We start from the raw sequence: 24,824 nt of genomic DNA, 5'->3' as shown, positions 1-24,824 counted from the left end.
CTTAAGCCTGAGCGCGCAGCGCTTCGAGGCGGCGCAGGTCGAAGTCGTTCAGTTCATCGGTGTAATCGGTAGTGATCGGCGCTGGCCATTCGCCCGTGTCGAATCCGGTTGCGATAGCGCGCATCGTTTTGCGGTACTCGAGTATGCCCAGTTCCAGCAGTTCGGTTGACGCCTCGATGATGGCGATCCAGTGGTAGTTCTCGTCTTTGTTGACGAAAATCCAGAAGAACTGGTCCAGCGCCGCTGTCTCGCAATACATAGCCGCGCTGAGGTGATAGTCACGGTCAATGATTTCCCGGTGCAGCCTGGCGCGTAGGCTTTCCTGCTTCACATTCCACATGCTGATGGTTTTCAGGTCCGCACCGATGCGCACGCCGTCCAGTTCAATCTCGAGGTCAGGGCGTACACGCACTTCTAAACCTGTTTCGTCGTCAAAGCCGAAGTAGCTCACTTCAACGGCGCGGCTTGGATGTGTCAGCAGCATGCCTGCGGTAGGGTGCGCCAGGAGTGCAGACTGAATTGCCCGCGCTGTGGCCAGTTGCTGGCGGGTAACCAGAATCTTTTCGCCAGGGTTGTCGCGCCAGGCATCCAGCAGCTCGTCTGCGAACACGGCACCGGGCTTAACTGATTTAACCGCCTGGATCATGTCTGCTTTGCTGCCGGAGACTTTCAGCGGCGTCGGTTTCTGCGCTTCCTGTGCGACCAGATCAGGATTGATGATCGCTAATTGCTCGAGTAGCGCATCACGGCTTCCGCTGGTTTTAACCGGCGTCTGCAGAGTGGCGTTGTACTCTTTGATGCACGCTTTCATTGCCGTTGCCGTTTGCTTCTGGCCTTCTTCAATGCGCTGGTACTCAGCAGGGAGAGCCATATAGCTTTGAGCCGTTTCTTCCAGGCTCGCGCCAAGCGGCACTGGAGCGGGAAGGGCTGCGTTGTGTTCTTCAAGCAACGCTTTAATCTCATCAGCGCTCAGTAGTGCCGGCAGGCTGGCGTTGTACGCCTCGATGAACTCGCGCAGAGTTGCGGTGGTGGTGAAAGCACCCTCCGGGATCTCAGGTTCTACGCTGAATTCTGCTTCGAGGTTTTCCGGCTGCAGTGCAAGGGCATGCACCAGATTTCCCATATCCAGCACTTTGGATGCTGTTCGCGGGATGGTTTTAGCTACATGGCGCGCGTTAAAGTACATCAGGCTGACCCTGGCATCTTTTACCTGGGTTGAGCTAATGCCGTTCGCAGCGTGATAAACGTCATTCGGTAGGCCTTCGTATCGGCCAGGTTCGAAGTCTGCAGGGAACTCCACTTCTGGGTTCGATTTCTGAACGTCAATTGTTGTTTCCTGCAACTGGTCTGCTTCTACGGAATCTGTCTGCGAATTAGCTGCATCAGTGCTTTCGCCCGGTGGTACCGAACCAACATCTTCGTCTTTCTCTGGCTTAGCCGTTTCCATCTGCACATCGCTGGTAGTCTCCGCTGTGTTTTCCATTTTTTCGACTTCATTTGAGGTGGTATTGATGACTGGATCGGTATTTCCACCCATCATGCCTTCGATGGAGAACATGCCGCTGCCGAGATTTTCAACCTGCGGTTGTTCACCTGGGGCTTCAGTCTCAACTACAGGAGTAGGCAACGGCAGTAACTCCACAGCAGAGATAAACTCAGCCGTCATGGTTTTATTAACAAACTCAAGATGAGCTGCTGGCGTGTGGTGGATGTTTTCCGGCGCTATGCGGATCAGATTGAAGATTGCCGCACGGTTCACCGCCAGTACGCCGGGCTGATTACGCAGGATGGCGCTCCATGATTTCCATGGTTCTTCTTTCTTCGCCACGATTTCTTTGGCACGTCGTAACACGCTGGAAGGAATTTCGAAGTGGTGGAAGTCCATAGGTAATAGGGCGCATGCGATCTCAAGATCGAGAGTGTCGAGAGTGTGATGTGCGCCTTCGCCGCGATCCGTTACATAGCCACCGTCGGCATTAGTACCAGAATCTGTGCGCTGGACATTACTGATGCGATTACCGGCTGCCCACTCGCGAACGAGAATGCCGCGGTCAATGTAATCAGTCGCCGCCCATATTCTGGTGAAACGGAGAACCAAAGCGAGTTCGTGACGCTTCTCCTGGCTGAACACCTTGCGAATGGCGTCGGTATAGCGCCACAGGTCTTTGGTGTCGTAACCCTTAACCTCTTCGCAGTTTTCAGCCGCCAGCAGCAGGTTCTGGACATAGCTGTTGTCAGTGTCCATCTCCAGCGCGCTGATACCTTCGTATTCTTCGCGGGTTAAGTGGTGACGCAGTTCGTCGGCGGTGAACTGGGCGAGTAGCTGCTTCCGGAACGGCATACGCACGACTGGATAACGAGTGGTTTCGTCATCATTCTCGTCAATCTGGATACCGTTATCAGGTTCCAGAACCTGAACGGTTGTAACGTCGGCGCCGCTGGTGCTTTCTGATTTGAGAAGAGCAAGCTTTCCGCTTCTCCACTCTTCAACTAACTGATTGCGGTCGCCGGCATCTGCTCTCGCCCAGTCAGCCATGAATGCAGCGATAATTTCAGTTTCGTGCGCTTCATCTGGCGCGAAGACCTGCTTTATCGCCTGAACGAGTTTCCACTCAGCGTTCAGGCTGAGCTCGGCAATTTCAGGGATGTCGTTCTTCGCCAGCAGCAGGTTCTGGAGATAAGTGTTGCCTTCATCCAGTGACATTTCGCTGGCAGCCAGTTGCTGCTCTTTAGTGATGAGTGACTCGTATTTGTCGCTGGTCAGGTGGACGGCATAACGAACCGCTGGAGTGCGGTTTTCAAGCGGGACATTGTCGACGGTAGTTTCGACTTTAACGGTCGTTTCCGGTGCGGTAGTGGTGTTAACTGGTCTAGTAAACTCAGCACCAGCCTTTGGCAGCCAGGTGCGTCCATCGTCCTGGAGGGCGTAGCGTTTGCACCAGGTGTAATCCACGGTGCCTTCTTCCGGCAGGTCGTTATGAACTGGAAAATCGGTGCGAACTGGTTTGGCATAATCCTTACCGCGTCCGGTTTCAATACCAGCATCTTCCAGCTCAACATCGAGCTGCAGGTTGGCACGGGCTTCAGATCTCGCAGTGAACCAAATCACTGCGTCTTCTTTGCCAGATTTCTGCGTAGCCTTAACTACATAGAAAAATTCCATGTGAGATCCTCTTTTTTGGATGTAAGATCCCCGGGCCAGAGATAGCGCCCATTGGGTGAACTTTGGTTTTTTAAGTAGTTTTCCGGTGTAACTTTGGTCGGGAGCACCGGACGTACGGGCCGCCTTGCGCGGCTTTTACGTTATGCCTCGTGGGCCATCTGGTCGTATGAAGCACAACGTTCAGAGCAGTATTCTTTTTCTTTGCGCGCCAGCTGTGCGCCGTTGCGATAGAGAAGGGTACTTTTGACTACTTCCTCCGGTTCAAACGGCTTGCCGCAGTACCCGCATTTCGTTGAGTTACACATCTGGATTCCCCTTTTGCGCCAGCAGATAGCACAGGCGGCGAATAATCACCTCGAAGAAGTTCAGCTTTACGGCCTGCTGCCGTCCTGGTTTGCGTGCGAAATCAATCATTCTCACCCTCGTTTGCCTTATCGCCGGCCAGCGGAACGTTTACACCTGATGCGCGTTAATCTCTCCACCTCATCCGACTGTTCGTATGCCGTCGGCGGCTACTCCGTGGGCGTCCTGCCTTGGTGGTTCGTAGTGCGTCTTGATAGATGCAATTAAATCACTGGTTTATATTTGTGTCAATCATGGATTTGTATCGAGGGTAAATCTTTGGTTTATTTTGGCATTTATGTGAAGGCCATTTCATCGCGAGGGACATAAGTCAAATGATTGAGGTTGGTTAACCTTAAGGAGTTACGCTTAGTCATCTGACTAACGGAAGGAAAGAGACAACAGTCGTTAGTCTATCGAGGCGATAGTTAGAGAGTAGAATGGTATGCTTACGAAATATAAAGCATTTAATAATAAAAAACCCGGCATGAAGCCGGGTGGGAAGATTAGATACAGCTTACAACGTTATTTACATCAGTTTCTAAAGCATCGATTTGCGCTTTATTAGCTTGGGTCGCCATGCCGTAAATGGTGTAGCTTTTATGTTGAAGACTACTTAATGGGCAACCTTCATGGTTTATGATGGCAGCTAGTGTATTGCCATCTTTTACATGCATTACTCGGTCAGTAATTTTTTCTTCAGTGAATAAATGTGAATGGGTTTTCAGCAAATCAGTTGTGATTTTTTTAATTTCTTCAGCGTGCGATTTAAAGGCTTTTGCAGCGTCTTTCTCATTCGTTCTGGAGCGGTTTTGAACAAATACATGAAGTTTAGGGAATTCAATCTTACTCTGTTTTGCTTCCTTATTGAAATCAAGGAACATCTCGTCTTGTTCCGAGTTATCAATTGATACACCATAGATTAACTTAACTAAGTTTTTGATTCCACGGATAGATGCTGCATCAGCAGTACAAGGGATTATAACTCTATTTGACGCAACAACACCGAGTTCAGTATAACTCGCGAAGCTTGGATTGCAATCAATGAAAAAGGTTTTAGGTCTTTCAGAAATTGTTTTGTCAGCTTCAAAAGAAGCAATTAGATCTATTAATAAAGAGCGACTTTTTTTCCAGGCTTCTTTGACTGGAGAAGAACCAATATGAGCAATTAGACGTGAGCAAATATCTAAATCCACATCACCTGGTAACAAATATAAATTAGGTGGCATTTTAGCATTTACAGAATCAGCCTTAACAAAATAAGAAGATTCATTACCTAATCTAGAAAGAGGAGATTTGCTGAACCGCTCTTTGATATATCCAGCGATAGTTGTATTTCTGTCCCTGAGTTGGTTAAGGTTTTCTTCACCAACACCATTTCCCCCAAGGATAATTTCCGAAACGTTTGATTGCGGGCAAGCATCAATAACTACAACGTCTTCATTCTCATGGGCAATCGCATACTCAACTGCAAGGTTGTATGTAAGAAAAGTCTTTCCTACACCACCTTTGTTGTTCCAAATCAAGTATTTTTTGTTTGTATCAATCATATCATTAGCGACTTCAACCGTTTCTGTTTCCATAATCATATCCTAATTTGCTGTATCCATAAAAAATATTAACGTAAAGATGTCATTAACAAAAAATTAACATTTTGGTGCGAAAAGCCTGAAGCTAATTAGCCCTAACGAGAAGTATGAGTAGATGGTTTAAGGTTGAAACTAAACATTCATATTCGAATTTTATTGTTCGAATTCAAATAGATGAACGCATCACATCCTTGTGGTTGCAACCTTTCCCATCTAAACATAAACATCATTTACTAAAGACCCGCATCTTAAGATGTCTGGAAAAGGATTAAACAAGTAGTAATGCGTTTAGAAGAGTTAACAGATTAAGCGTTACTCAGGCTCACCTTTAACTCTCCTGCTCATGTATTTTTCATAAAGAGCGTCAAGTTCTTTCAACCTAATAGAAAAGATACGCAACATATTTTGTTGTTCTTCTTCCGGTAACTGGCGGTAGAGTTCTAAAAGCTTCTGCTCATCCTGCTTGAGTCCATCCTTTTCATTTACCTCTTCCCCTAAAAGCCATGCCACAGATATCCCTACCGCATCAGCGATTGCAAGAGCAGATTTTTTGCTTATTACGCCTTTTTTAAACCAGCCGTTCACGGCCTGAGGTGTAACTCCAGCGATTCTTGCCATATCGGCTTTTGTTACTCCACGAGCATTGATCTCGTTGAGCCTTTCTACCAGTACCTGGTTGGGTTCTTCTTTTCTCATAGGTCCATTGTAAATATTTGGTTTATACACTCAATAAAGACTGGGTTTGTAATTTGTATAAATCTGTGGTTTACTTTTTCTGTGAATAAGCAGGAGAAGACAATGTCCGCACTCGATAAAGCAATCAAAGCCGCTGGCTCAGCCAGAAAACTCGGTCTCGCGCTTGGCGTGACGAGTATGTCTGTAAGTCATTGGAAGAATCGTGACCATGGTATAGTCCCGCCAAATTACATCTTCCCCATTTTCAAAATGACAGGTGTTACCCCCCACGAGCTGCGCCCAGATCTCTACCCAAACCCCACTGATGGTTTACCTAAACAGGAGCCTTAACAATGCAGACTGTTTCATTCCAACAGAGTAACAGAGCTTCCTCTAATCCACTGATATTCCAGTGTCATCAAAGCGAATCGGCAGTGCAGGATATTGATCATCGCGATATCTGCTCAGCGGTTCGAGCTTGGGCTGCGGCAGAAGGGCGCGTAGCTGTTGCACTTCAAATCCAGGAAGCGGCGGAAGAACTTCAACCTGATGGCGTGAATTTCTCAGGCCAGGCCGATGTCTGGAACGTGAAGCTGTTCCGCTGGCTCGACAACAAAGAAGACTCCGCATCGTACCGAAAGAACGTCGAACAGCTGGTACCCGCGATCATGTCTGTCTTACCGCTTCGATACCGCGACCGTGTCGTTAAAAACGACTCGTTTGCCTACCGCATGGCCAGGTTGGAAAAAGAGGTGAGTGAGGCGAAGCAAGCTCTGATGCTCGATGCACCGAAGAAGGAAAAACTGAAGGAGTTAGGCGAGGGGATTTTCGAAATGTTCAGGATCGATCCGGACCTTACGGCGCCGCTGCTGGCGATGGTCACAACCATGCTGGGGGCAATGTGAAGACTTCAGAAAAGGCGAAAGCCGGTCTGCGCGAACAGAACCGACTTTCAGGTGCAAATACGGAGTGTAATTGCGGAGCTAAGTATGTCAAACACAGCTGAAATTATCAATTTCCCCCACAGAACCGAACAACCGGGAGGTCGTATGGCCGACCTGTCGAACGGGTATACCAAGGTCGCTAATGAGATCCAACAGCTTAAGCCTCGTCTGAGAATGTCAGGCCGGGAGTGGCAGTGTTTTGAGGCGGTGATCTGGCTTACCTACGGCTGGAACAAGAAACAGGACCGCGTTACGAACACGGTGATCGCCGAGCTTACAGGGTTGAGTGATTCGCATGTTTCTGATGTGCTCAAATCACTTGCAGAACGCAAAATCATCTTCAGTCAAAAGCAGGGCGTAATGAAAACTGTCGGTATAAATACTGACCTTTCTGCCTGGATTTTAGACAAACCGAAATCGGGAAAAGTCTTCCCGAAATCAGGAAAAGTGTTACCGAAAACGGGAAAAACCTTCCCGAAAACGGTAGACACCCAAGACTATAACAAGAACAATATTAAAATATCCTCGTCTCGGAATTCTGACGAATCCCGAAACCAGAAAACTCAAAAGTTTCTCTCTCGCCATCCAGAAGCTGCCGCCGGGATATATACCCCGGCAGGTAAATCATGGGGATCCGCTGACGACCTCAAGGCCGCACGCTGGATTTACGACAGGCTTCTCACCGTCAACGCATCGCTATCCGAGCCAAACTGGGCTGAATGGGCAAACACCATCAGGCTGATGCGCGTCCAAGACAAGCGCACGCACTACGAAATCTGCGACCTGTTCCAGTGGGCAAACAGGGACGAGTTCTGGAAAGACAACATCCTGAGCCCTTCCAGTCTGCGCAAGCAGTGGGATCAGCTCACTACCAAACGGCTGCGTGCAACCGGAACGGCAAAGCCTTCCCGGGGCAGCATCGACCTGCATAACACCGACTGGATTGACGGGGTGCTGGAATGAAAAACCTTGCCGAGAGCATTCGCAATTTTGACCGGGAACAGGCTCGCCGCGTGGCGCACAACATGCCAGAGCAGTACACCGAGCGCGAACAAACGCAGCAGGTGGCGCAGATTATCAACGGGCTGTTCGTACAGCTGGCTGCCGCGTTCCCGGCAAGCCTGGTTAACCGCAGTCAGGAAGACGTGAATGAGATCCGCCGGCAGTGGGTGCTGGCGTTCAAAGAAAACAGGATCACCACTTTGGAGCAGGTTGAAGCCGGGATGCGCATGGTACGCCGTCAGGAGCGTCCGTTCCTGCCGTCTCCGGGCCAGTTTATCAAGTGGTGCAGGGAAGGGCGCTGCGTGCTGGGGGTTACCACCGCTGATGTGATGGCTGAATACTGGAAGTGGCGCAAGCTGGTGTTTCGGTACCCGAACAGCGAGCAGTATCCCTGGCCGAAGCCGGTTTTTTACCACATTTGCCTCGAGCTGCGGCGCCGCGGAACTGATGGTCAACTGAGCCACAAAGAGCTTGAGCGTGAGGCTGGAGATATACTGGGTATGTGGGAAAAGCGGGTACTGGATGGGAAGCCAATCCCGCCTGTTCGTAGGGTGCTGACAGCACCAGTGGCACCGAAGGGGCCGACACCTGCAGAGCTTCTCAAAGCCAAGTACAAGCGGATGAAGGCTGAAGGAAGAGCATAGGAAAGAAATGGTCTGCTATGAGCGAAGAGCTGACGGATAAAGACGTTTAAGAACCGTTCTGAACGCCAAGCGGACATCGTGACTCGAACAGGATTCCTGCTAAGATAATGCATTGATGAAAAAGCATTCAATTACCAGAAGTTGGCGAAGATAATGGAAGGGAGGAATAATGTTTACTCCGGAGTTTATAAATGAAGACCGCGGCGAGTTTCTCCTTGTGGCCAACCACAGCCTGGCATCACCGGAATCGATAAGACTCAGTATTGCATACAATATTGCCAGAATAGGCTGGGGACTATCGCAGCTTCCACCGCACATTCACACTTGCCGGGTCGTCTATGACATCAGAGGGAAATCCATCCCTGATCAGATTCAGGCCCAGGTCAGGCAAGCGCTTGAGCAAGTAGCCATTGTGGAGTTTAAAAGCTGATGGTGCTTCAGTTAATTATCAAAGCAGAACGTAGCAAGATAGAAAAAGCATTGGGATCGCTGACGTCAGAATGTGAAATATTCCCGGTCGCTGAAGGCCTTTTCGGTATTTCCATTTCGGAGCGAAGTCTCTCATCAGTGGGTGAAGCTGCTATTCTAAAAAAACTTGAACCACTCACACGTTTTGACCTGTGGCAGGGGGCCTGGCAAGAACCCAGGAGACGTTGGCTTTGGTGAGTTTCAGAGCTGAACGAGGTATGGAAGTCGCATTGTGTGTTGGGCACAGATCGCCTGTCCTCATTAGCAAAGCGGTTTAAGGCTCTCAATACTAAGATATGAATGTCCGCTCTTGGCACAAAGCTGACATCCCAGCCTGTGCATGACCGTAAAAACTACCTTCACGTGATAAGCCGCTTCGGGTTATGACGAGGCGCTTGTGTGACATGCTGGAAAACCAACCTAGATGTTTACTGAAAGCCTCATTGCCCAGTCTAAACGACCCTTAGAAATTTCTATGGCGAAATAATCACATAAGTCTTCTCCACTGTGTGTTATAACCGAGTTACAAATCGCCACCACTGGTGGTAAGAGGCATCTCATGAAACTACGCATCACAAGAGCAATCGGCCTCAGCAAATTCTCGCCACGTTGGGTTAAGGTTATCTGTTTACGATTGACTAAAAATGATATTGAACGTTCCCTCAATGCACTTCTCGCCACAATTGATGAATCTGAACTCTCTCCGGATCAAGTCAAAGCATTGAGGGAATGCGTTGACAGAATTAACCTGGCAGGGGGAAGGGGATGCAGGCGTGAGCACTTTTGATAAATAATATTTCGATGTTGCTACATGTATGATAGAAAGTAGGCGATACCGTATATACGCCGCGCGTTGGTTACGCCAGTATCTCCGTAGGGGCCGACACCAGCGGAGTAGCTTAAGTCGATACACGAACGAAAAAGCAAATTTAAAAGCGGCTTGGAAGTGGAATTTATTCTTTCCCTAATCCAAATTCAGCATAAATAAATTGCCTGACTTGAAGTATCGAATTGAGATTAAGTTTGTGCCCGATATTATTGGTGTAGGTGTAGATAGTTTTGGGTGACAGGTAAATTTTACTTGCTGCCGTGTAAGTATCGTCAGTATCTAGCAAGGCGAAAAAAGTCTTTTTTTCCTGTGCTGACAGCATACTGAGACTCCTGCACCGCGCTATGTGGTTCAACACATACTCAGGAGAATGCATCCGTCCGTCAATGAGTTGTTTTCGAAAATCCTTAAAGCACGATTTCCTGTAGATCGTCACAAGTGGTTCCAGGACCCTTGAGCTGACGTCCTTTCCACCGATGAACATCACCTGATGTTTTTCCGTCAGTTTCTTCCTTTTCAGAAGGTTGTAAATAGTACCCAGGCTTCTGAATGATTCAATATCTACGATGCAAACCTTTCTGCTGGGGGACGCTTGCTGAAGGATGACAGACAGCGCTTTATTCAAAAATACATCTTTCGTCAAAATCATGTGAGGCATAAAAAAACCTGAACATCTCAGAACAATGTGAAAAGGGGCCCTAAGGCCCCCTCTGGTAACATCAGAATCCGATACGGATACCAGCGACACCCTGAATTGGTGTTTCGATTTGGCTACCCTGACGATAATTAGCCTCACCGTACAAGGTTACGTCTTTACTGACGTTGACTGATGCGCCCAGACCGTACTTGCCTGATGTGCCTTTGACGTTGTTGTCGAAGCGATTGCGCTCATTGATGGTGACTTCGTTTGAGTCAGCAAACTCTTGCACAACCGCAGCTGTCAGGTAAGGTTTGAATTCAGTTGAACCAAGACTGAATTTGCCGGAAAGCTTCGCACCGGCTTCACCTGTGACAGAGCGTGGAGTGCCCGTATTGCCTTTCATGCCATTGCTGAGTTTCACATCCTCACTGGTCATCTGAACAAATGCCAGGCGTCCATAAGGCGTGATGCTTACGTCATCTTTTAGATCGAACTGATAGCCGCCTTCGACTGCAGTGCTAAGCGCGTATTGTTTCCAGTCTCCGCTGGTCTTACCGCCGTTGGTCATGACTGCACTCAGTTTGTTGTTGAGGCGGTTACCCTTAACTACGCCGTCAACATAGAATCCGCTGGCATCGAACCAGGTGGCATACAGGCCAAGGCCGTAGCTGTCGATTTTGCTCTTGCCGCCGCGGTCATGTTTAACCTTATTGTCGCTGTAGGACATGAATGCGCCCGTGACGAGGCTGCCACGTTCAAAATCAGCTCGGGTATCTGCCCCGATTTCCATACCGTTTTGATTGAGCTGATAAGCAGCGCCATTGCTGGTATCAATATTGTTTTTGCTTCCGAGGTAGTGACCCCAGACGTTACTTTCTGGTCCGGATTTATCCAGACTTGCGCGATAAGTGCGCAGGCCATCCAGCTCAGAATGGATGACGTTCAGACCTGCATTGGACATGGCCAGAATGGCATCGGTTGCAGGGGTAGTCATTGGCTTCTTGCCACCGTTACCGTTACCACCGGTGTTGCCGTTATCACCGCCACCAGGGTTCTCACCGCCGCCAGTGTTCTCGCCGCCGCCAGGATTCTCACCACCACCAGGGTTCTCACCGCCGCCAGGGTTCTCGCCACCGCCAGGGTTCTCGCCACCGCCAGGGTTCTCGCCACCACCAGGTTCATCAGTCATAGCTCCGAGATACCATACATTGCCTCCATTCAGACCATCCTTATCCTGCTGGCTAAACAATGTGTACATATAGGTACCGCCGTCAACGGCTCTGGTACTTCGTCCGGAGGGTGTAACCATCTCAAAATCAATGTCACCGCCTTGTTCGTGAATGAGGTTTACAGTCAGATCCGTATGATCTGATATATCTTTTCCTGAGTCGGATACAGCAATACCAAAATGACCAGAACCCTGCTCAATAGTCACAAAGTTAGAGTTACGCTCAGCCAGAGAGGAATTAAATAGAAAGTTCCCGGTTCCGTTAAGTTCAGTAATGTTCAGCGCTGCGAATTCGCCTTCGCTGTCGCGCAGGAAGGAGACAGAACCTCCATCCATTGTCAGCTTATCGACCTGTGCCGGCGTCAGGCTGGATGTCTCATCTGTCAGATCGGTAATAGAAAGCGTTCCGCCATTAATTGCAATATCAGTAGCACGGGAGCCTGCTTCCATAACCATTTCACCTGCGTCGTAAATTTGTGTTTTCCCATCGGCAAGTGCACCAGTAAAGAGCCAAGTCTTTCCTCCATTAACTTTAGTATCGGTAGTTGTGCCGTGCTCATATACAAATTGGTTTCCACCCTCAAGGATATTTGTATCGATTACACTTGCTTTTCTAATTTCATACCCATCGAAATGGGTTTGAGTATCTCTACCAACAATTTGAACTCCTTTGTTGTGTACAGTTGTGCTAACGGCTAGTGCAATCCCATCCATGTCAAAAGGGTAGGGCAAATTTATAGCATAGTGTAAATTCTGTGTTCCATTGATAGTGTCAGTGTTTTTGACAGTTCCATTTTTAATTTCCTGGTGACCATTATTTTTAATGGTTACATTTGATACTTGACTCACTAATCCGGTAACACCGTATCCAGCCAGGGTCTGTAAACCACCATTAATCTCAACTCCGTTTATAACTCCACCTGTAGAAGTTTGTGTTCCTCCTTCATGAATTTTTACGTTGGTGATTATAGAATTTTCCTCTGAATAGGAAATTTGTTGATGTCCTCCATTGTATATGTCAACGCCATCAATATGGCCGCTATAGACGAATTGCCTTCCCCCGCCATATATCTCAGTGTTGGTTATTTTTCCTGTTGTTACTCCGTAAGTGTCTCGTATTTCTTGGAAGCCACCATCATAAATACGCGTTCCATCTATTGATGAACTATTACTTTTTATTGACATTATGCTATTATGTAATGAGATGTTCGATACATAACCGGAAGTGGATATCTCACCACCATGTAATGTTATGTCTCTTAATGTGCTTGTTCTGCTTGCTTGTATTGTTCCACTGTGCATGACAGTTCCAGATGTATAGCCATCTGTGACCAATGTCCCTCCATTTATAGTTGTGCCATTATCTGACCCTCTATTTTTTACATTCATTACTCCTTCGTTAATCGTGCTGTTAATGGCTACACCCCCTTGATATATTGCTTGTAGGCCATCGTTTATTTCAGTGTTTACTGACATTCCATATACATTTTGAATGTCATCTGTGTTTAAAATAACGTTAGATTCAACTGCTCCAGCGGGAACAAGGTAGTCTACCGCTACAGCATTTCCTGATGAAACGAAACTAATTATTGTGGCTAAAGCAATAGCCACTTTTGAAAGTCTGAATTTCATAGTTACTCCAATATATAAGTAATAAGTGTCGTGATAAATGAACTGTTAAAGATGTGAGGAAAACTCGTTCATGCTTACAGGTTTTGAAAATAGATAACCCTGAAAAATATCCACCCCTTTATCTTTCAAAAGCGATAGTTGTTCTTTATTTTCTATACCTTCAGCAATGACATGAATTTGTAGCCGCTCTGCGAGAGTGATAATTGAATCAATCACCGCGGAATAGATTAATGATCCATTGCTGGCAATTGTGAGGCATTTATCAATCTTGATAGTTGAGAAACCTGCATGTTCAATATATTTAAGGCATGAACTCCCGCTGCCGAAATCATCAATCGCAAATCGCACACCTGACTCAGTAAGTTGCTGCATAGCCTCGAGTGCAAAGTCGTCCAGGTTCATTGTTCCGCGTTCGACAATTTCCAGCGTGACAGAAATGCGTCCGTCGAATGTTTTCTTAAAGTCCGTCACTGCTTCAATAACTCTTGAAGAGTTCAACTGTCTCGCACAGATGTTGAAGGAGAGATAAAAGTCATCAGGTAGAGTACCTTCATAGCCTTCGAAAAATGTTTTAACATCAGACATCAGACTGCAAGTGACATCATTAATCACCTCACATGATTCCATTGCCGAAAGGTATTTTTCGGGAGATTGGTAAATCCCATCTTTGAGAACTCTGAGTAATACCTCTCCGCCTACGATCTTATCTCCCTTACATACGGGCTGGATAAAGGGTACAAATTCAGCATTGGTCAGTTCCGCTGATAAGATTGTTTCTCTAATCAATGTACGAGCTTTGATGAAGAAACGTTCTGCTTTCATGAGCATTTTGGTGCTTATCATAATGTCGCTCCTTATCTACTGGATTCGCTACCCGAGCGGTCTCTTCGTTCCCGGGGCTGTGAATGGAGGTAGGGCGGATGACTCGTCCTGAAGATTAAGAACCTGCTCATTCACTTCTGCGAATAATCCTATCAACCAAAAACGTAATGCAGCTATATGTATCGGTAATTTGTTAAATTACAAATCAATGCTCTGAGTGTTGATCCATTTACAAGCAATATGACTGCAAAAACTGCTGCTACGCCTGGCTGTGCTAGGATGAAGGAAAGAAGCTGATGGGTTTCCGTAAGTTGGAGAAACGAGAGAAACCATTCAATTACCATCATGGATAAGGAGTCAGAGATGGTTTTCGTGATTGATAATAGGGTTTTCTATCGCTCGGAAGATGGTGCTATATGGCCATCCGGAGACGAGGGCTCTACTGTCATTCTGACCCTGACAATGAACAGACTTCTTGCATGTCTTCTGGAAAAGCATGGTCAGGTGCTGACCCGAAACGAACTTCTGGAAAGCGTCTGGGATGCTCATGGCCTCCGTTCTTCTAGTCACACGCTGAACAAATATATCTCCGAACTGAGAAAGCATTTCGTACAGCTTGGGATTGTCGAGGAGTGTATTACTACTGTGCCTCGCGTTGGTTTTATGTTTAATAGTGATGTCGAGGTGAGAGTTTTGACTCAACCCACTATTGAGGATGAGTCTCGGTTAGAAGATGATAAAAATGATGCGCAAGTAGTAAAAGAACGATCTCCGGCGCGAGTCAAATACAGAAAATTACCTATCGCTCTGTCACTGGCAGTCGTTTTAATAAGCGCGATCTTAATTATGTTAGGGCTTAGGGTTCCATCAAAAGATTTGACTCAGGTAAGAGAATTGAAGACTTATTTTCTCTTTAACTATGGTTCGTGCCCTGTATACACTGTACAAAGAAACTCCGCATCGCTTTCTGAACAAAAAAAGGAATTGTTCATCGAGTTGGCGAAGGGGAGTGGTATTAACTGTCTTGAGGGAACATCATTTTTGTACCAGGTTTCTGAGTCATATCTTTACGGCAACAAAGGTCGAGCTTTTATTAGTCGATGTACAGCCAGAAATGATAAATACATTTCCTGCCTCAATAACTACTGGAGTGGTTATGAACGCAATTAATAAAAAAACAGGGGTGCTGGCCGTAATTTTAATGATCATCCTGGCGTTATCGGTATGGTTCTATGTTCACATGCATCAAAAACAGAGTGCGTTAAATGTAAACTGTTCCACAATAGTACGTTATAACCACCATGAACCTGATTTCATCGCTACGCTGGAGTTTGTTTTCCGTTTGGATAAAAACCACGATGGCCAGGCTGTCCTGTCGGGTAATATCCAGTCAGACAAAGGTGTTAATGTAATCTCACGTACAATTCTCTTTAGCTATGAGATGAACAGGCCGGGTGAGATTTCACTGACCGATACACGCTACGTTAAAAATCCACGCGATACTGCTGATGATGAAAGTTTCAAAAGCAGCTTCTTTTACGTTCCTGAAGGTACCGTTCGCCAGCTTAAGATAGAGCCTACAAGTAATGGCTGGCTGATAGGAAACCTGCAGTCCCCGTTTGCGCTTTGCGTAAACAGATGAGACTTAACCGGCTCTTCCTGCTGCGTGCGAATACCCCGAACAGCAGAAGAGCCACAAATCAACCTGATTTTCTCCCCGAACTTCCATCCAGAAGAACTTTAGGCTTCCATTAAATCCGCGTTAAGAAGCCGCCAGTAGTTTGCTTGGCTGTTTCATCATCCTTGTGATTAGTGAGCTGTTAAAGCGTTGCAAAAACCGAGAGATACGTTTATAAATATACTGTATATGCATACAGTAGTTCATTGCGGAGGGAAAAATGAAAATTGAGTTAACCATTGATCGCATGAAGAAACTTCCTGATGGGGCTATACCTGCACCCGAGTCAGAACTGCTCAAAAGGCTCAGCAAGCAGTTCTATAATTGTCAGCTAACGATCAAGCGTGCCAGCAATGATGGGCTGACTGTTTTCGGAGGCGAAAAGAAAGAGGTCGAACATATCGTGCAGGAGACCTGGGAAAGCGCTGACGAGTGGTTTAATTAATCGCGTGAATTTCACTGGAGCAGTTTCAAAGAGTATCGCTGTTTGCGTTCCCCGGGCTGTTCCCGATTACTGTTTACCGCGTCAATAAGTCGCTCTGGGGGAAATAGTGTGTAGTGCAGATGCCTTTAATGCAGATGATCAATGGTACGACGTGGTCAGAAGGGCCGATAACGCAGTTATCTGTAGCTTCCCGGCGGAAGGGAGATATCTGGTTTATCGAGTAAATGGAATAGTTTCATTACGACCGTTACTCGAAGAGGAAGAAATATTCACTCTCAACGGGTTTATGCAATTTGCAAAACGACTGGGGTACCGAGTTACACCACCGTCTGATATTATTCTTTCATAGGCCTGAACACCCTATACCTGATGCGCCACGGAGAGAACCATGGCGCTAGAATTACAACTTATCAAACACCACTCAGGAATACTGATCCCGGCTACCCCCGAGACCAACGATATCCTGCAATCAAAAACCCGGCTCGGCGATGTTCTTGTTGCCGAGTTCAGGCGGGTACGAAACCCTGCATTTCATCGGCGCTTTTTCGCGCTTCTCAATCTCGGTTTTGAATACTGGGAACCAACCGGCGGGGCTATTTCTAGCAACGAGCGGAAGCTGATTATCGGCTACGCGAAATTCCTGGCTTCTTATGGCGGGAATGAGGGCGCGCTAATCGATGCTGCTGAGCAGTATCTTGAGCAGGTTGCTTATCGGCGCGTCACAAATGGCATTAGCCTGTGCAAATCCTTCGATGCTTACCGCTCATGGGTCATCGTTGAGGCAGGGCACTTTGATGCCATTCAGCTGCCAGACGGAACACTCAAAAAGCATCCTCGCAGCATCTCATTCGCCAACATGGACGAACTCGAGTTCCAGCAGCTCTATAAAGCTGCGCTCGATGTACTTTGGCGCTGGGTCTTGTCCCGTTCATTCCGCAGTCGCGATGAGGCTGAAAACGTCGCCGCGCAGCTGCTTGGCTTTGCGGGGTAATGGGGATGAAGAAAACTTGGTTCCACCACACCGATTGCAGCACCGAACAGGCCGACGAACTGGTCAAGCGTTACAAAGCGCGCGGCGTGCGCGTCGAGCGCAGTCTTAACCCGGATTACGTGACCTGGACTGTCAGTGCATTCCTGCCGACCTCAAATACACCAGCGCGCCCGGACAGTCGCTGGCGAAACCGGATGTGGGGGTGAACGTGAAGACATATCAAATCTCTTTGCCCTGGCCGCCGAGCAACAACCGGTATTACCGGCACAACCGCGGGCGCACGCACATTAGCGCTGATGGTGTAGCGTACCGCTACGCGGTTGCCAGTGTCATTCGAAGCGCCCGGCTTAATATCCGGACGGCTGCACCACTCAAAATACGCATTGAATATCACATGCCCGACCGCCGGCGCCGTGATCTGGATAACCTGCAGAAAGCTGCATTTGACGCTTTGACCAAGGCGGGATTCTGGCGGGATGACTGCCAGGTTGTCGACTATCGCGTTGTGAAAATGCCTGTCGTTAAGGGCGGGAAATTAGAACTCACCATTACCGAGATGGAGACCGCATGAACCTTGAAAGCACCCTCAAATATCACTTTGCCAAATCGACAATGATTAGCGACTCTCCGCGTGCAACGGCGTCAGACTCATTAACCGGAACGGATATCATGGCCGCTATGGGTATGACGCAGGAACGGGCAGCCTTGGGTTATAGCGCCTTTCTCGGGAAGATGGGTATCAGCAACAATGACCGGGAGAGGGCGATCGAGTTGCTGGCCCAGTATGCGCTGACTAAGTGCGATCGGGTGGCGGCGCTGCGCAAGCTGGAGCCAGGGGTTAAACCACTGGTGATGCATCAGCTGGCCACCTTCGCGTTCGAGGACTATTCCCGCAGCGCCGCCAGCGTGAAACAGTGTGATTGCTGCTCGGGTCAAGGATTCATTGAGGCTGATGTTTTCACGATGAAATCGCACTACACCATGAAGCTTCCACAGTGGGCAAAAGACCTTAAGCAATCTCCGAGTGATTTCGAGGTTAAGCGCCAGGTGAAAGAAGTCGCTAAGGTACTTTGCTCGACCTGCAAGGGGAAAAAAGTGGTCAGTTGCGCCTGCAAAGACTGCCACGGGCGCGGTAAAGCAGTGAATCAAGACCTCACTGAAAAGCAGGGCGTGCCAATTATTGCCGACTGTAAGCGCTGCGGCGGACGTGGATATGAGCGTATCCCCTCAACTGAGGCTTACGCTGCGGTGTGCCAGATAACTGATGCAATCAGCCTCGATACCTGGAAGAAGTCTGTTAAGCCATTTTACGATCAGCTAATCACCAAGTTTGACATCGAAGAAGCATGGGCTGATGCGCAGCTTAAGCAGATAACAAAATAGGACGTTATTTTATCGTGAGCTATTTACTTTTCCCGAATCTGTGGTAATTTTGCTCTAACGATGGGTCATTGCCTTCGTTTAAAGCCCTGCGGTTAACCCCGTGGGGCTTTTTGCTTAATAGAGATTTAAGAATTTCTAAAACCGCACAAGCCCGCGGTCACCTATAATTTTCCCAATCACGCAGGAGGGAAAATGGAAGAAGGCTTCTACTGGATACAGCACAACGGCAGGATTCAGGTTGCTTACTTTAGCAATGGTGTTACAGAAGACCTTGAGACGGGACTAACTTGTAATGGCATTTGGCACCTGACACAGGGTGACGACATCTGCGACAACGGAGAGGCCGAGGTGATTGAAGGCCCTCTGCCTGTACCATTTAAATGAATATATTCACCTGATTACGTGGCAGATTCTCCATACTGCACATATGCTTCATAAGCATCCTGCGGAATGGATGTTTCTGAAAGCGTTTTTGTGGTGGATCCCCCTAAGCGGAGGGGCGGTTCAGCAGGACATTTCTCCAGAGTGTCCAACCAGCGCGCGGAAATGAATGCTGTGGTCATTTCCACCGGGAGGCACCCGGCACCACTCCCTCAGTTATTGCCAACTAGCTATTTATGCCTGCTTGTCCGAGCAGGCTTTTTTTTGTGAATGGTGAACAGTATTGACCGGGTGAATGAATTAATCGTAATTTATTCACGTGGTGAATCCTTTCTAAGCGAAAGGGCGTTCCAGTCAACTGCTATCTGCAGGTATGCGCGCGGCTTTGCTGACTGGGGTAGAGTCACCGGGAGGCACCCGGCACCATGACAATAACAATACAAGTTTCAAATTCCTTGAGAGCCTGCCATTAAACGCAGGCCTTTTTTATGGTTTTGCAAACTGCTGCTACGCTTTGAGTTGTGGGAAGTAACTGAATGCCCAGTGATTCTCCTGGACCGATAGTGAATCAGCCCATACAGCTTCACCTCTGAGCATAAGTCTTACTCACACCTACCTTACAAATAGTCAACTCATTGGCCCGTTTCAAAAGAGCGGGCTTTTTTTCTATCCATTCAAATTTTCTGAATGGGGTAGGAAAGAAATAGGGGGCTAAATATCTAGTCATGTTTCTGGCACTAATGTAATGGCTGGTGGACATTTGATAGCTAGCTCAGTGCACAAAAAAAAAGTGCGGAGAACGACATCAATCTTCTCCGCATGAATAATGCCAGTGCTACCTGCTTGTATCTCTTTTTTCCCTACGAGGATAAGTCATTAACTTAACGCAAATGATAACAGTTAAAAACTATGTGAAAAGTTAATTATTTTAAGGGGTTAAATAGCTCTTCTTAAGGATTATTTAATTTATTGCACTTCTCAGGAGAAGGAAGCTGCAGCAGATTTCAATCCTCACAAGGCAGCCGTTTGGCGGCCTTTTTTTATTCCAAAATCAGCACCCGCACCTAGCGAGGTGAGAGACCATGAAAATGAATGATTCAGGGAACATCTTCACGCAGTTCTTCGCGTGGGTAGCAGCTCTGGCGTCAGCCATTGGATTTACCACTCAGGATCTGGTGTTCATGTTCTTTGGCGCTGCTGGTCTGCTTATCTCGCTAGCCTCGTACATTAACGGGCGGGTAGATGCAAACCGCAGGCGCAGAGAGGATGAGAAGCGAACAAAAATGGTCAATGACTACCTGAAAGGCGTTGGTGATAAACCCATTCAAGAGCGTCCTGCCGCTGCAAGCGTGGTCGTTGAGGCCTTACAAAAGGAAGGTGAGTGATGAGATCCAGAGCAAAGTTGAGTACAGCAGTTCTGGGCCTAGTACTGGCTGGCGCACCGGCGTCAGTTATTCTCGATCAGTTTCTGAATGAGAAAGAAGGTAACAGCCTCACGGCGTACAAAGATGGCGGTGGTATTTGGACTATTTGCCGCGGCGCAACGATGGTTGATGGTAAACCGGTTGTGCAGGGCATGAAATTGACACAGGCCAAATGCAATCAGGTGAATGCTATCGAACGCAATAAGGCTCTGGCATGGGTTGACCGTAATATTTCGGTACCGCTTACCGAACCGCAGAAAGCTGGGATTGCATCTTTCTGTCCGTACAACATCGGGCCGGGTAAGTGCTTCCCGTCCACGTTCTATAAGCGCATCAATGCCGGTGACCGCCACGGGGCATGCGAGGCAATTCGCTGGTGGATTAGAGACGGTGGTCGCGACTGCAGGCTAACCAAAGGCCAGAAGAACGGCTGCTATGGTCAGGTAGAACGGCGAGACCAGGAAAGTGCTTTGGCGTGCTGGGGGATAGACCAGTGAAAATTAATCCGGGTATTATCGGCGTTGTCATTATTGCTGGCCTTTCGGTTGCCCTCGTTCGGAGCTGCTCGGAGGCCAGTAATCTTCAAAGCGAAAACGACGTTCTGCGAAGTGACAATTCTCTGCAGGGGCAGGTTATCGCTACCCAGGCATTCAACTTCAATCGATTCAATCAGGTTGCAGAACATGCCAATAGGCTCAACTCCCTGATTGATTCCAGCACCGAAGAAACCGTAATCGAATACCGGGAGATTTTCCGCCGTGAAAAAACCTGTGATCTGCCTGTTCCTGCTGACATTGCTGGTGGGTTGCTCAAATACGCGCACCGTTTACGTGCCAGCGCCATGCACACCGATTCCAATGGACCTGACACAGCCGATGATCGTGCCGTTGCCACCAACTCCATGACGTACTGCCAGGCAGTATTGTGGATTAAGCCGCTACTGGCTGTAATTGAAAAGGGCAACAATAATTTCGCTGGCATAAGGCAGATCGAGTTGGAAAGAAAGAATTAGGGATGGCTCGTCCTTGAGCACACGGGTATTCCTGAACGACGGCTTTACCTGACATAGCAAAGCACTATTAAATTGTAGAAAAGACTCAATATTTAACAAGCGAAGCGCAGCATTGTAAAAAAATGCCCTCACAAGGAGGGCTACCAGAGTCTCAGTTTCACTTGCTCTTTTTATGGATGTTTCCCTGGAGTTGGCAAACTCCTCATCAGAGTCTTGAATAGTCTGGCAAGCAGTCCGTAATCAACAAGCATAAGCGGTAGCTATTAGGATGATTCTGAGTTAATCACTTGGGATAGGCAGTAATATGGAATCCTCTAGCTAACTGTAGGGCTGACATAGTAGCCGCTAAGGTATAGTGTTGAGATGTCTTTATGGAATGAGGATTAATATGAAAGGTAAAGTGTTTATCGCTGCTATGGCTTTTGTATCTTTCAGTGCTCTTGCCGACGAGGGGCAGTATCTTTCTGATTTCGCCAGTGCAAAAAGCACGTCTAAAAGCTACTCCCAGCTGATTAGTAAAAACAAACTACCTGCATGGGTAAAAAGTGGTGGCACGAGCACGCCATCAACCGAAGTAACAGTTGCGGGAAAAAAGTATATTGCACTGTCAGGGTGTAAACCACACAGTTGTCCAGAACAGAATATTGCTGTTCTCTACTCACCTGATAGCGGTGATATTCATGGTGTGTTTTCTGATTTCAATGCAGAAAAGAATCGTGAGACATTGACCTGGTTAAACGTGGATCCGATTGATTCTAATGCGATGAAAAATGCGCTTTTAAATCGACTGTACGGCAATTAAATAACCCAAGCTTCAAACTGTAATCCACCAGTTTGAAGCTTCAAAACACAAATCAATCGCCACTCAGTGTGTTGGTCGCTCACATCGCACCCTCATTTCGCTTAACTTTAGCGATGAATTCCTCTGTGATTGATAGACCCGCTATGATTTCCGAATTTAAGACAGAAGCACCAAATTTGCTTACGAGGTCAAGAAGAGTTTCATATGTCTGGATGAGTTCCATTAGATCGGAAATCACTAATTGATCATGCTCAGTGCGCAAAGGAGACCGGGCAGAGGCTTGATGCACTATCCACTCGAGATTGGCCTTGATTTTATGTACGTCATCGTAGTTATACATATTTCATAAACTTAAATCCTCATTTCAAGATTTCTTTGAGAAAAATACTTCATTGCTTCAAATACTGAAGCTGTGAGTGACGTCTAAAGTTCATTCAGTTTAGAGGTAACAATGGCTAAGCCGGACTGGGGCGAGCTGCAGAAGCGGTTCCTGTCTGATCACGCTGCTACTGGCATATCCCCTAAGGAATGGTGCGAGGCACATAACCTTAATTATGTAACTGCTCGCCGCTATATCAAGAAAACTGCTGCGCAAAATACAAAAATTTACCCGCGAAAGATAGTGCGCACTGCGCAGAAAGATAAAAGCGCAAATGAGCTGGTGGAAGATGATGGACTTACCGCTCAGCAGCGTTTATTTGTCGCGGAGTACCTGAAGGACAATAACGCCACCGCTGCCGCTGCACGTGCTGGTTATAGCGACCCAAATTACGGTCGTCAGCTCATAGCGAATCCTAACGTTGCGCAGGCCATTGCGCAGCAGCAAAAAGCGTCCATTGCGCGCACGCTTGGAAGTGCTGATGAAGTCCTTGCGCAGATGTGGCAGCTCGCCACTTTCGATGCAAACCAGCTTTCGCAATATCGCCGCGGTGCGTGTCGTTATTGCTGGGGATTCGGTCACCACTACCAGTGGCGCGATGCAGTTGAGTTTGATGAGGAAACAGCAAAGGCTGAGGGAAGGGAAGGAGCCCGGCAACCAGAAGACACAGGCGGCTATGGCTACGACCACAACAAAGAGCCAAACCCTGAATGCCCGCGATGCAATGGTGACGGCATTGGCCAGCCTTACTTCCCTGATACACGTAAACTTCCCGCAGTTTCCCGGCTCGCCTATTCAGGCGTGAAGGTTGGCAAGAATGGCGTCGAAATCACAGCCATCAGCCGCGAAAGAATGTTCGAAGCAGTAATGAAACGCCTTGGCCTAGCCGATAGCGAATTCGCCCAGCGCCTGCAGCAGATTGAAATCGAGCGCCGGCAGCTTGAGGTCGAGAAACTCCGTAAAGAGCTGGCCAGTGATGGTGAGGATGATGAACCAACGCCAGTTGCAATCAATATCAACGTAGTGGATGCGAGGGCAGACGATGGGGATCAGCCCGACACTTAACATCCCTCAGGCGCGCTTCCTTGCGATGCAGCACAAATTCAAGGCCTACGTTGCCGGGTTCGGTTCCGGTAAGACATGGGTGGGTTGTGGAGGCATCTGCAAAGGGATGTGGGAGCACCCAAAGATTAACCAGGGCTATTTTGCGCCAACTTACCCTCAGATTCGTGACATCTTCTATCCGACGATTGAAGAGGTGGCCTTTGACTGGGGGCTAACCGTCAAAATCAACGAGGGGAACAAAGAGGTTCACTTCTACGAGGGGCGGCGCTACCGCGGAACAACCATCTGCCGCTCGATGGAGAAGCCCGGCTCGATAGTCGGTTTCAAAATCGGTAATGCGATGGTGGATGAGCTGGACGTCATGGCGGCTGCCAAAGCGCAGCAGGCGTGGCGAAAAATCATCGCTCGTATGCGTTACAAGGTTGATGGGCTACGTAATGGCATCGATGTAACGACAACTCCAGAAGGGTTCAAGTTCGTCTACCAGCAGTTCGTGAAGGCGGTACGTGAAAAGCCAGAGCTTGCGGCTCTATACGGACTGATCCAGGCCAGCACGTTCGACAATGCGAAGAATCTACCGCCTGATTACATCCCATCGCTGCTGAGCTCTTACCCTGACGAACTTATTCAGGCATACCTGCGAGGAAAATTCACCAACCTCAACAGCGGGACCATATACCACACGTTCAACCGTAAGCTGAATAACTGTTCTGATGAGGTTCAGGATGGGGATCCGCTGTTTATCGGTATGGACTTCAACGTTGGGAAAATGGCCGCGATTGTTCACGTTAAGCGTAACGGCCTGCCGCGCGCGGTTCGTGAGCTGGTGAAGGTCTACGACACGCCGGCGATGATTAAGCGCATTCAGGAAGAGTTCTGGCGCTACGAGGATGGACGCTACGTGAAGAGCCGGGAGATTTACATCTATCCGGATGCCTCTGGCGACTCACGCAAATCGCAGAACGCCAGCAAGACCGATATTGCCCAGCTTAATGATGCCGGGTTCAGCGTCATTGTTGATGATGCCAACCCGCCGGTTAAAGACCGCATCAACTCAATGAACGCCATGTTCTGTAACGCCAACGGAGAACGCCGCTATCTGGTGAACGTTCAGAACTGCCCGGTTTACACCGAGAGCCTCGAGCAGCAAATCTGGGCGGCTAATGGCGAACCAGACAAATCAGCTGATAACGATCACCCCAATGATGCTGGTGGGTACTTCATCGTGAAGGATTACCCCATCGTGAAACCGGCATACTCAATCACCATGGATACCACTTTCTGAT

The 24,824-nt window shown here is 48.0% G+C and carries 29 protein-coding genes and 1 pseudogene; 22 read left to right on the top strand and 8 right to left on the bottom strand.

Translation table 11 applies throughout. The annotated features are described in order from the left end of the window. Position 1: 1 nt before the first annotated feature. From ACMGGU_RS10720 to ACMGGU_RS10700, 5 genes and pseudogenes are all read right to left on the bottom strand, one after another. Positions 2–3,163 (bottom strand): RecE family exodeoxyribonuclease, encoded by a 3,162-nt coding sequence (locus tag ACMGGU_RS10720; RefSeq protein WP_420300543.1) that lies wholly within the window; start codon positions 3,161–3,163, stop codon positions 2–4. Positions 3,164–3,303: 140 nt separating this feature from the next. Next, a complete protein-coding gene (locus tag ACMGGU_RS10715) occupies positions 3,304–3,468 on the bottom strand; it encodes a YdaE family protein (RefSeq protein ID WP_420300542.1) in 165 nt (54 codons plus the stop codon). Next, positions 3,461–3,616, bottom strand: a pseudogene (locus ACMGGU_RS10710) (hypothetical protein); the annotation flags it as partial. The pseudogene ACMGGU_RS10710 and the gene ACMGGU_RS10715, both read right to left, overlap by 8 nt. A gap of 395 nt (positions 3,617–4,011) precedes the next feature. Continuing rightward, positions 4,012–5,088 (bottom strand): ParA family protein, encoded by a 1,077-nt coding sequence (locus tag ACMGGU_RS10705; RefSeq protein WP_061099659.1) that lies wholly within the window; start codon positions 5,086–5,088, stop codon positions 4,012–4,014. 318 nt (positions 5,089–5,406) lie between these two features. Next, a complete protein-coding gene (locus tag ACMGGU_RS10700; protein ID WP_061098050.1) occupies positions 5,407–5,790 on the bottom strand; it encodes a helix-turn-helix domain-containing protein in 384 nt (127 codons plus the stop codon). A gap of 102 nt (positions 5,791–5,892) precedes the next feature. Here ACMGGU_RS10700 and ACMGGU_RS10695 point away from each other — a divergent pair, with 102 nt between their 5' ends. From ACMGGU_RS10695 to ACMGGU_RS10665, 7 genes are all read left to right on the top strand, one after another. Further along, a complete protein-coding gene (locus ACMGGU_RS10695; protein WP_061098051.1) occupies positions 5,893–6,120 on the top strand; it encodes a transcriptional regulator in 228 nt (75 codons plus the stop codon). A 2-nt stretch (positions 6,121–6,122) separates the two neighbouring features. Next, entirely contained in the window at positions 6,123–6,674 is a 552-nt protein-coding gene (locus ACMGGU_RS10690; RefSeq protein WP_420300541.1) for a toxin YdaT family protein, read from the top strand. An 84-nt stretch (positions 6,675–6,758) separates the two neighbouring features. Further along, positions 6,759–7,676, top strand: coding sequence for a replication protein (locus tag ACMGGU_RS10685; protein WP_420300540.1), 918 nt, complete (start codon positions 6,759–6,761; stop codon positions 7,674–7,676). Further along, complete coding sequence (locus ACMGGU_RS10680) at positions 7,673–8,359, top strand: replication protein P (RefSeq protein ID WP_420300539.1); 687 nt, start codon at positions 7,673–7,675, stop codon at positions 8,357–8,359. Before ACMGGU_RS10685 ends, ACMGGU_RS10680 begins: the two co-directional genes overlap by 4 nt. Before the next feature lie 169 nt (positions 8,360–8,528). Continuing rightward, on the top strand, positions 8,529–8,789 hold the full coding sequence (locus tag ACMGGU_RS10675; RefSeq protein ID WP_196352920.1) for a hypothetical protein: 261 nt from the start codon (positions 8,529–8,531) through the stop codon (positions 8,787–8,789). Next, on the top strand, positions 8,789–9,025 hold the full coding sequence (locus ACMGGU_RS10670) for a hypothetical protein (protein WP_420300538.1): 237 nt from the start codon (positions 8,789–8,791) through the stop codon (positions 9,023–9,025). Before ACMGGU_RS10675 ends, ACMGGU_RS10670 begins: the two co-directional genes overlap by 1 nt. 361 nt (positions 9,026–9,386) lie before the next feature. Then, positions 9,387–9,614 carry a hypothetical protein gene (locus ACMGGU_RS10665; protein ID WP_420300537.1) on the top strand — a complete coding sequence of 76 codons (228 nt, stop codon included), beginning with the start codon at positions 9,387–9,389 and terminating at the stop codon, positions 9,612–9,614. Between the two features lie 166 nt (positions 9,615–9,780). Here the strand turns inward: ACMGGU_RS10665 and ACMGGU_RS10660 are convergent, their stop codons facing one another. The 3 genes from ACMGGU_RS10660 to ACMGGU_RS10650 form a co-directional block, all read right to left on the bottom strand. Then, positions 9,781–9,978 (bottom strand): hypothetical protein, encoded by a 198-nt coding sequence (locus ACMGGU_RS10660; RefSeq protein WP_325838045.1) that lies wholly within the window; start codon positions 9,976–9,978, stop codon positions 9,781–9,783. A 397-nt stretch (positions 9,979–10,375) separates the two neighbouring features. Continuing rightward, a complete protein-coding gene (locus ACMGGU_RS10655; RefSeq protein WP_420300536.1) occupies positions 10,376–13,156 on the bottom strand; it encodes an autotransporter outer membrane beta-barrel domain-containing protein in 2,781 nt (926 codons plus the stop codon). A 45-nt stretch (positions 13,157–13,201) separates the two neighbouring features. After that, the gene (locus ACMGGU_RS10650; protein WP_420300535.1) at positions 13,202–13,999 is read right to left on the bottom strand and encodes an EAL domain-containing protein; all 798 of its coding nucleotides are present in this window, start codon (positions 13,997–13,999) and stop codon (positions 13,202–13,204) included. Positions 14,000–14,341: 342 nt separating this feature from the next. On the opposite strand from ACMGGU_RS10650, the gene ACMGGU_RS10645 reads away from it, so the two are divergent. From ACMGGU_RS10645 to ACMGGU_RS10575, 15 genes are all read left to right on the top strand, one after another. After that, the gene (locus tag ACMGGU_RS10645; protein ID WP_420300534.1) at positions 14,342–15,148 is read left to right on the top strand and encodes a winged helix-turn-helix domain-containing protein; all 807 of its coding nucleotides are present in this window, start codon (positions 14,342–14,344) and stop codon (positions 15,146–15,148) included. Then, a complete protein-coding gene (locus ACMGGU_RS10640; RefSeq protein ID WP_420300533.1) occupies positions 15,135–15,620 on the top strand; it encodes a hypothetical protein in 486 nt (161 codons plus the stop codon). The genes ACMGGU_RS10645 and ACMGGU_RS10640 overlap by 14 nt, the downstream gene beginning before the upstream one ends. 256 nt (positions 15,621–15,876) lie before the next feature. Next, positions 15,877–16,101, top strand: coding sequence for a DinI-like family protein (locus ACMGGU_RS10635; protein ID WP_420300532.1), 225 nt, complete (start codon positions 15,877–15,879; stop codon positions 16,099–16,101). 106 nt (positions 16,102–16,207) lie between these two features. Then, on the top strand, positions 16,208–16,450 hold the full coding sequence (locus tag ACMGGU_RS10630; protein WP_420300531.1) for a hypothetical protein: 243 nt from the start codon (positions 16,208–16,210) through the stop codon (positions 16,448–16,450). A 39-nt stretch (positions 16,451–16,489) separates the two neighbouring features. Further along, entirely contained in the window at positions 16,490–17,092 is a 603-nt protein-coding gene (locus ACMGGU_RS10625; protein ID WP_420300530.1) for a DUF1367 family protein, read from the top strand. Continuing rightward, positions 17,092–17,298, top strand: coding sequence for a hypothetical protein (locus ACMGGU_RS10620; RefSeq protein ID WP_025913038.1), 207 nt, complete (start codon positions 17,092–17,094; stop codon positions 17,296–17,298). The genes ACMGGU_RS10625 and ACMGGU_RS10620 overlap by 1 nt, the downstream gene beginning before the upstream one ends. Positions 17,299–17,300: 2 nt before the next feature. Next, positions 17,301–17,663: a crossover junction endodeoxyribonuclease RusA gene (gene rusA, locus ACMGGU_RS10615; RefSeq protein ID WP_420300529.1), complete on the top strand. Its 363-nt coding sequence runs from the start codon at positions 17,301–17,303 to the stop codon at positions 17,661–17,663. Next, positions 17,660–18,475, top strand: coding sequence for an antitermination protein (locus ACMGGU_RS10610; protein ID WP_420300528.1), 816 nt, complete (start codon positions 17,660–17,662; stop codon positions 18,473–18,475). The genes rusA and ACMGGU_RS10610 overlap by 4 nt, the downstream gene beginning before the upstream one ends. A gap of 192 nt (positions 18,476–18,667) precedes the next feature. Then, positions 18,668–18,859 carry a hypothetical protein gene (locus ACMGGU_RS10605; protein WP_126328676.1) on the top strand — a complete coding sequence of 64 codons (192 nt, stop codon included), beginning with the start codon at positions 18,668–18,670 and terminating at the stop codon, positions 18,857–18,859. 1,079 nt (positions 18,860–19,938) lie between these two features. Then, a complete protein-coding gene (locus ACMGGU_RS10600; RefSeq protein ID WP_196367702.1) occupies positions 19,939–20,241 on the top strand; it encodes a hypothetical protein in 303 nt (100 codons plus the stop codon). Next, a complete protein-coding gene (locus ACMGGU_RS10595) occupies positions 20,241–20,777 on the top strand; it encodes a lysozyme (RefSeq protein WP_234098956.1) in 537 nt (178 codons plus the stop codon). The genes ACMGGU_RS10600 and ACMGGU_RS10595 overlap by 1 nt, the downstream gene beginning before the upstream one ends. Continuing rightward, positions 20,774–21,292, top strand: coding sequence for a hypothetical protein (locus tag ACMGGU_RS10590; RefSeq protein ID WP_045371018.1), 519 nt, complete (start codon positions 20,774–20,776; stop codon positions 21,290–21,292). The genes ACMGGU_RS10595 and ACMGGU_RS10590 overlap by 4 nt, the downstream gene beginning before the upstream one ends. Before the next feature lie 388 nt (positions 21,293–21,680). Then, a complete protein-coding gene (locus ACMGGU_RS10585) occupies positions 21,681–22,094 on the top strand; it encodes an Ivy family c-type lysozyme inhibitor (RefSeq protein ID WP_100121971.1) in 414 nt (137 codons plus the stop codon). Positions 22,095–22,545: 451 nt separating this feature from the next. Continuing rightward, positions 22,546–23,538 (top strand): terminase small subunit, encoded by a 993-nt coding sequence (locus tag ACMGGU_RS10580; protein ID WP_420300527.1) that lies wholly within the window; start codon positions 22,546–22,548, stop codon positions 23,536–23,538. Continuing rightward, on the top strand, positions 23,516–24,823 hold the full coding sequence (locus ACMGGU_RS10575) for a terminase large subunit domain-containing protein (protein WP_420300526.1): 1,308 nt from the start codon (positions 23,516–23,518) through the stop codon (positions 24,821–24,823). The genes ACMGGU_RS10580 and ACMGGU_RS10575 overlap by 23 nt, the downstream gene beginning before the upstream one ends. Position 24,824 lies beyond the last annotated feature (1 nt).

The organism is Enterobacter sp. BNK-8 (genome assembly GCF_048685095.1).
In the GTDB taxonomy this organism is placed as follows: domain Bacteria; phylum Pseudomonadota; class Gammaproteobacteria; order Enterobacterales; family Enterobacteriaceae; genus Enterobacter; species Enterobacter quasiroggenkampii.
Note: the sequence above shows the minus strand (reverse complement) of the source record. Positions and strands in the feature narration are given on the sequence as shown.

What these genes read in the sequence shown, in the direction of transcription:
- ACMGGU_RS10720 (WP_420300543.1), bottom strand. Translation starts at nt 3,163, where the DNA reads ATGGAATTTTTCTATGTAGTTAAGGCTACGCAGAAATCTGGCAAAGAA.
- ACMGGU_RS10715 (WP_420300542.1), bottom strand. Translation starts at nt 3,468, where the DNA reads ATGTGTAACTCAACGAAATGCGGGTACTGCGGCAAGCCGTTTGAACCG.
- ACMGGU_RS10705 (WP_061099659.1), bottom strand. Translation starts at nt 5,088, where the DNA reads ATGGAAACAGAAACGGTTGAAGTCGCTAATGATATGATTGATACAAAC.
- ACMGGU_RS10700 (WP_061098050.1), bottom strand. Translation starts at nt 5,790, where the DNA reads ATGAGAAAAGAAGAACCCAACCAGGTACTGGTAGAAAGGCTCAACGAG.
- ACMGGU_RS10695 (WP_061098051.1), top strand. Translation starts at nt 5,893, where the DNA reads ATGTCCGCACTCGATAAAGCAATCAAAGCCGCTGGCTCAGCCAGAAAA.
- ACMGGU_RS10690 (WP_420300541.1), top strand. Translation starts at nt 6,123, where the DNA reads ATGCAGACTGTTTCATTCCAACAGAGTAACAGAGCTTCCTCTAATCCA.
- ACMGGU_RS10685 (WP_420300540.1), top strand. Translation starts at nt 6,759, where the DNA reads ATGTCAAACACAGCTGAAATTATCAATTTCCCCCACAGAACCGAACAA.
- ACMGGU_RS10680 (WP_420300539.1), top strand. Translation starts at nt 7,673, where the DNA reads ATGAAAAACCTTGCCGAGAGCATTCGCAATTTTGACCGGGAACAGGCT.
- ACMGGU_RS10675 (WP_196352920.1), top strand. Translation starts at nt 8,529, where the DNA reads ATGTTTACTCCGGAGTTTATAAATGAAGACCGCGGCGAGTTTCTCCTT.
- ACMGGU_RS10670 (WP_420300538.1), top strand. Translation starts at nt 8,789, where the DNA reads ATGGTGCTTCAGTTAATTATCAAAGCAGAACGTAGCAAGATAGAAAAA.
- ACMGGU_RS10665 (WP_420300537.1), top strand. Translation starts at nt 9,387, where the DNA reads ATGAAACTACGCATCACAAGAGCAATCGGCCTCAGCAAATTCTCGCCA.
- ACMGGU_RS10660 (WP_325838045.1), bottom strand. Translation starts at nt 9,978, where the DNA reads ATGCTGTCAGCACAGGAAAAAAAGACTTTTTTCGCCTTGCTAGATACT.
- ACMGGU_RS10655 (WP_420300536.1), bottom strand. Translation starts at nt 13,156, where the DNA reads ATGAAATTCAGACTTTCAAAAGTGGCTATTGCTTTAGCCACAATAATT.
- ACMGGU_RS10650 (WP_420300535.1), bottom strand. Translation starts at nt 13,999, where the DNA reads ATGATAAGCACCAAAATGCTCATGAAAGCAGAACGTTTCTTCATCAAA.
- ACMGGU_RS10645 (WP_420300534.1), top strand. Translation starts at nt 14,342, where the DNA reads ATGGTTTTCGTGATTGATAATAGGGTTTTCTATCGCTCGGAAGATGGT.
- ACMGGU_RS10640 (WP_420300533.1), top strand. Translation starts at nt 15,135, where the DNA reads ATGAACGCAATTAATAAAAAAACAGGGGTGCTGGCCGTAATTTTAATG.
- ACMGGU_RS10635 (WP_420300532.1), top strand. Translation starts at nt 15,877, where the DNA reads ATGAAAATTGAGTTAACCATTGATCGCATGAAGAAACTTCCTGATGGG.
- ACMGGU_RS10625 (WP_420300530.1), top strand. Translation starts at nt 16,490, where the DNA reads ATGGCGCTAGAATTACAACTTATCAAACACCACTCAGGAATACTGATC.
- ACMGGU_RS10620 (WP_025913038.1), top strand. Translation starts at nt 17,092, where the DNA reads ATGGGGATGAAGAAAACTTGGTTCCACCACACCGATTGCAGCACCGAA.
- ACMGGU_RS10610 (WP_420300528.1), top strand. Translation starts at nt 17,660, where the DNA reads ATGAACCTTGAAAGCACCCTCAAATATCACTTTGCCAAATCGACAATG.
- ACMGGU_RS10605 (WP_126328676.1), top strand. Translation starts at nt 18,668, where the DNA reads ATGGAAGAAGGCTTCTACTGGATACAGCACAACGGCAGGATTCAGGTT.
- ACMGGU_RS10600 (WP_196367702.1), top strand. Translation starts at nt 19,939, where the DNA reads ATGAAAATGAATGATTCAGGGAACATCTTCACGCAGTTCTTCGCGTGG.
- ACMGGU_RS10595 (WP_234098956.1), top strand. Translation starts at nt 20,241, where the DNA reads ATGAGATCCAGAGCAAAGTTGAGTACAGCAGTTCTGGGCCTAGTACTG.
- ACMGGU_RS10585 (WP_100121971.1), top strand. Translation starts at nt 21,681, where the DNA reads ATGAAAGGTAAAGTGTTTATCGCTGCTATGGCTTTTGTATCTTTCAGT.
- ACMGGU_RS10580 (WP_420300527.1), top strand. Translation starts at nt 22,546, where the DNA reads ATGGCTAAGCCGGACTGGGGCGAGCTGCAGAAGCGGTTCCTGTCTGAT.
- ACMGGU_RS10575 (WP_420300526.1), top strand. Translation starts at nt 23,516, where the DNA reads ATGGGGATCAGCCCGACACTTAACATCCCTCAGGCGCGCTTCCTTGCG.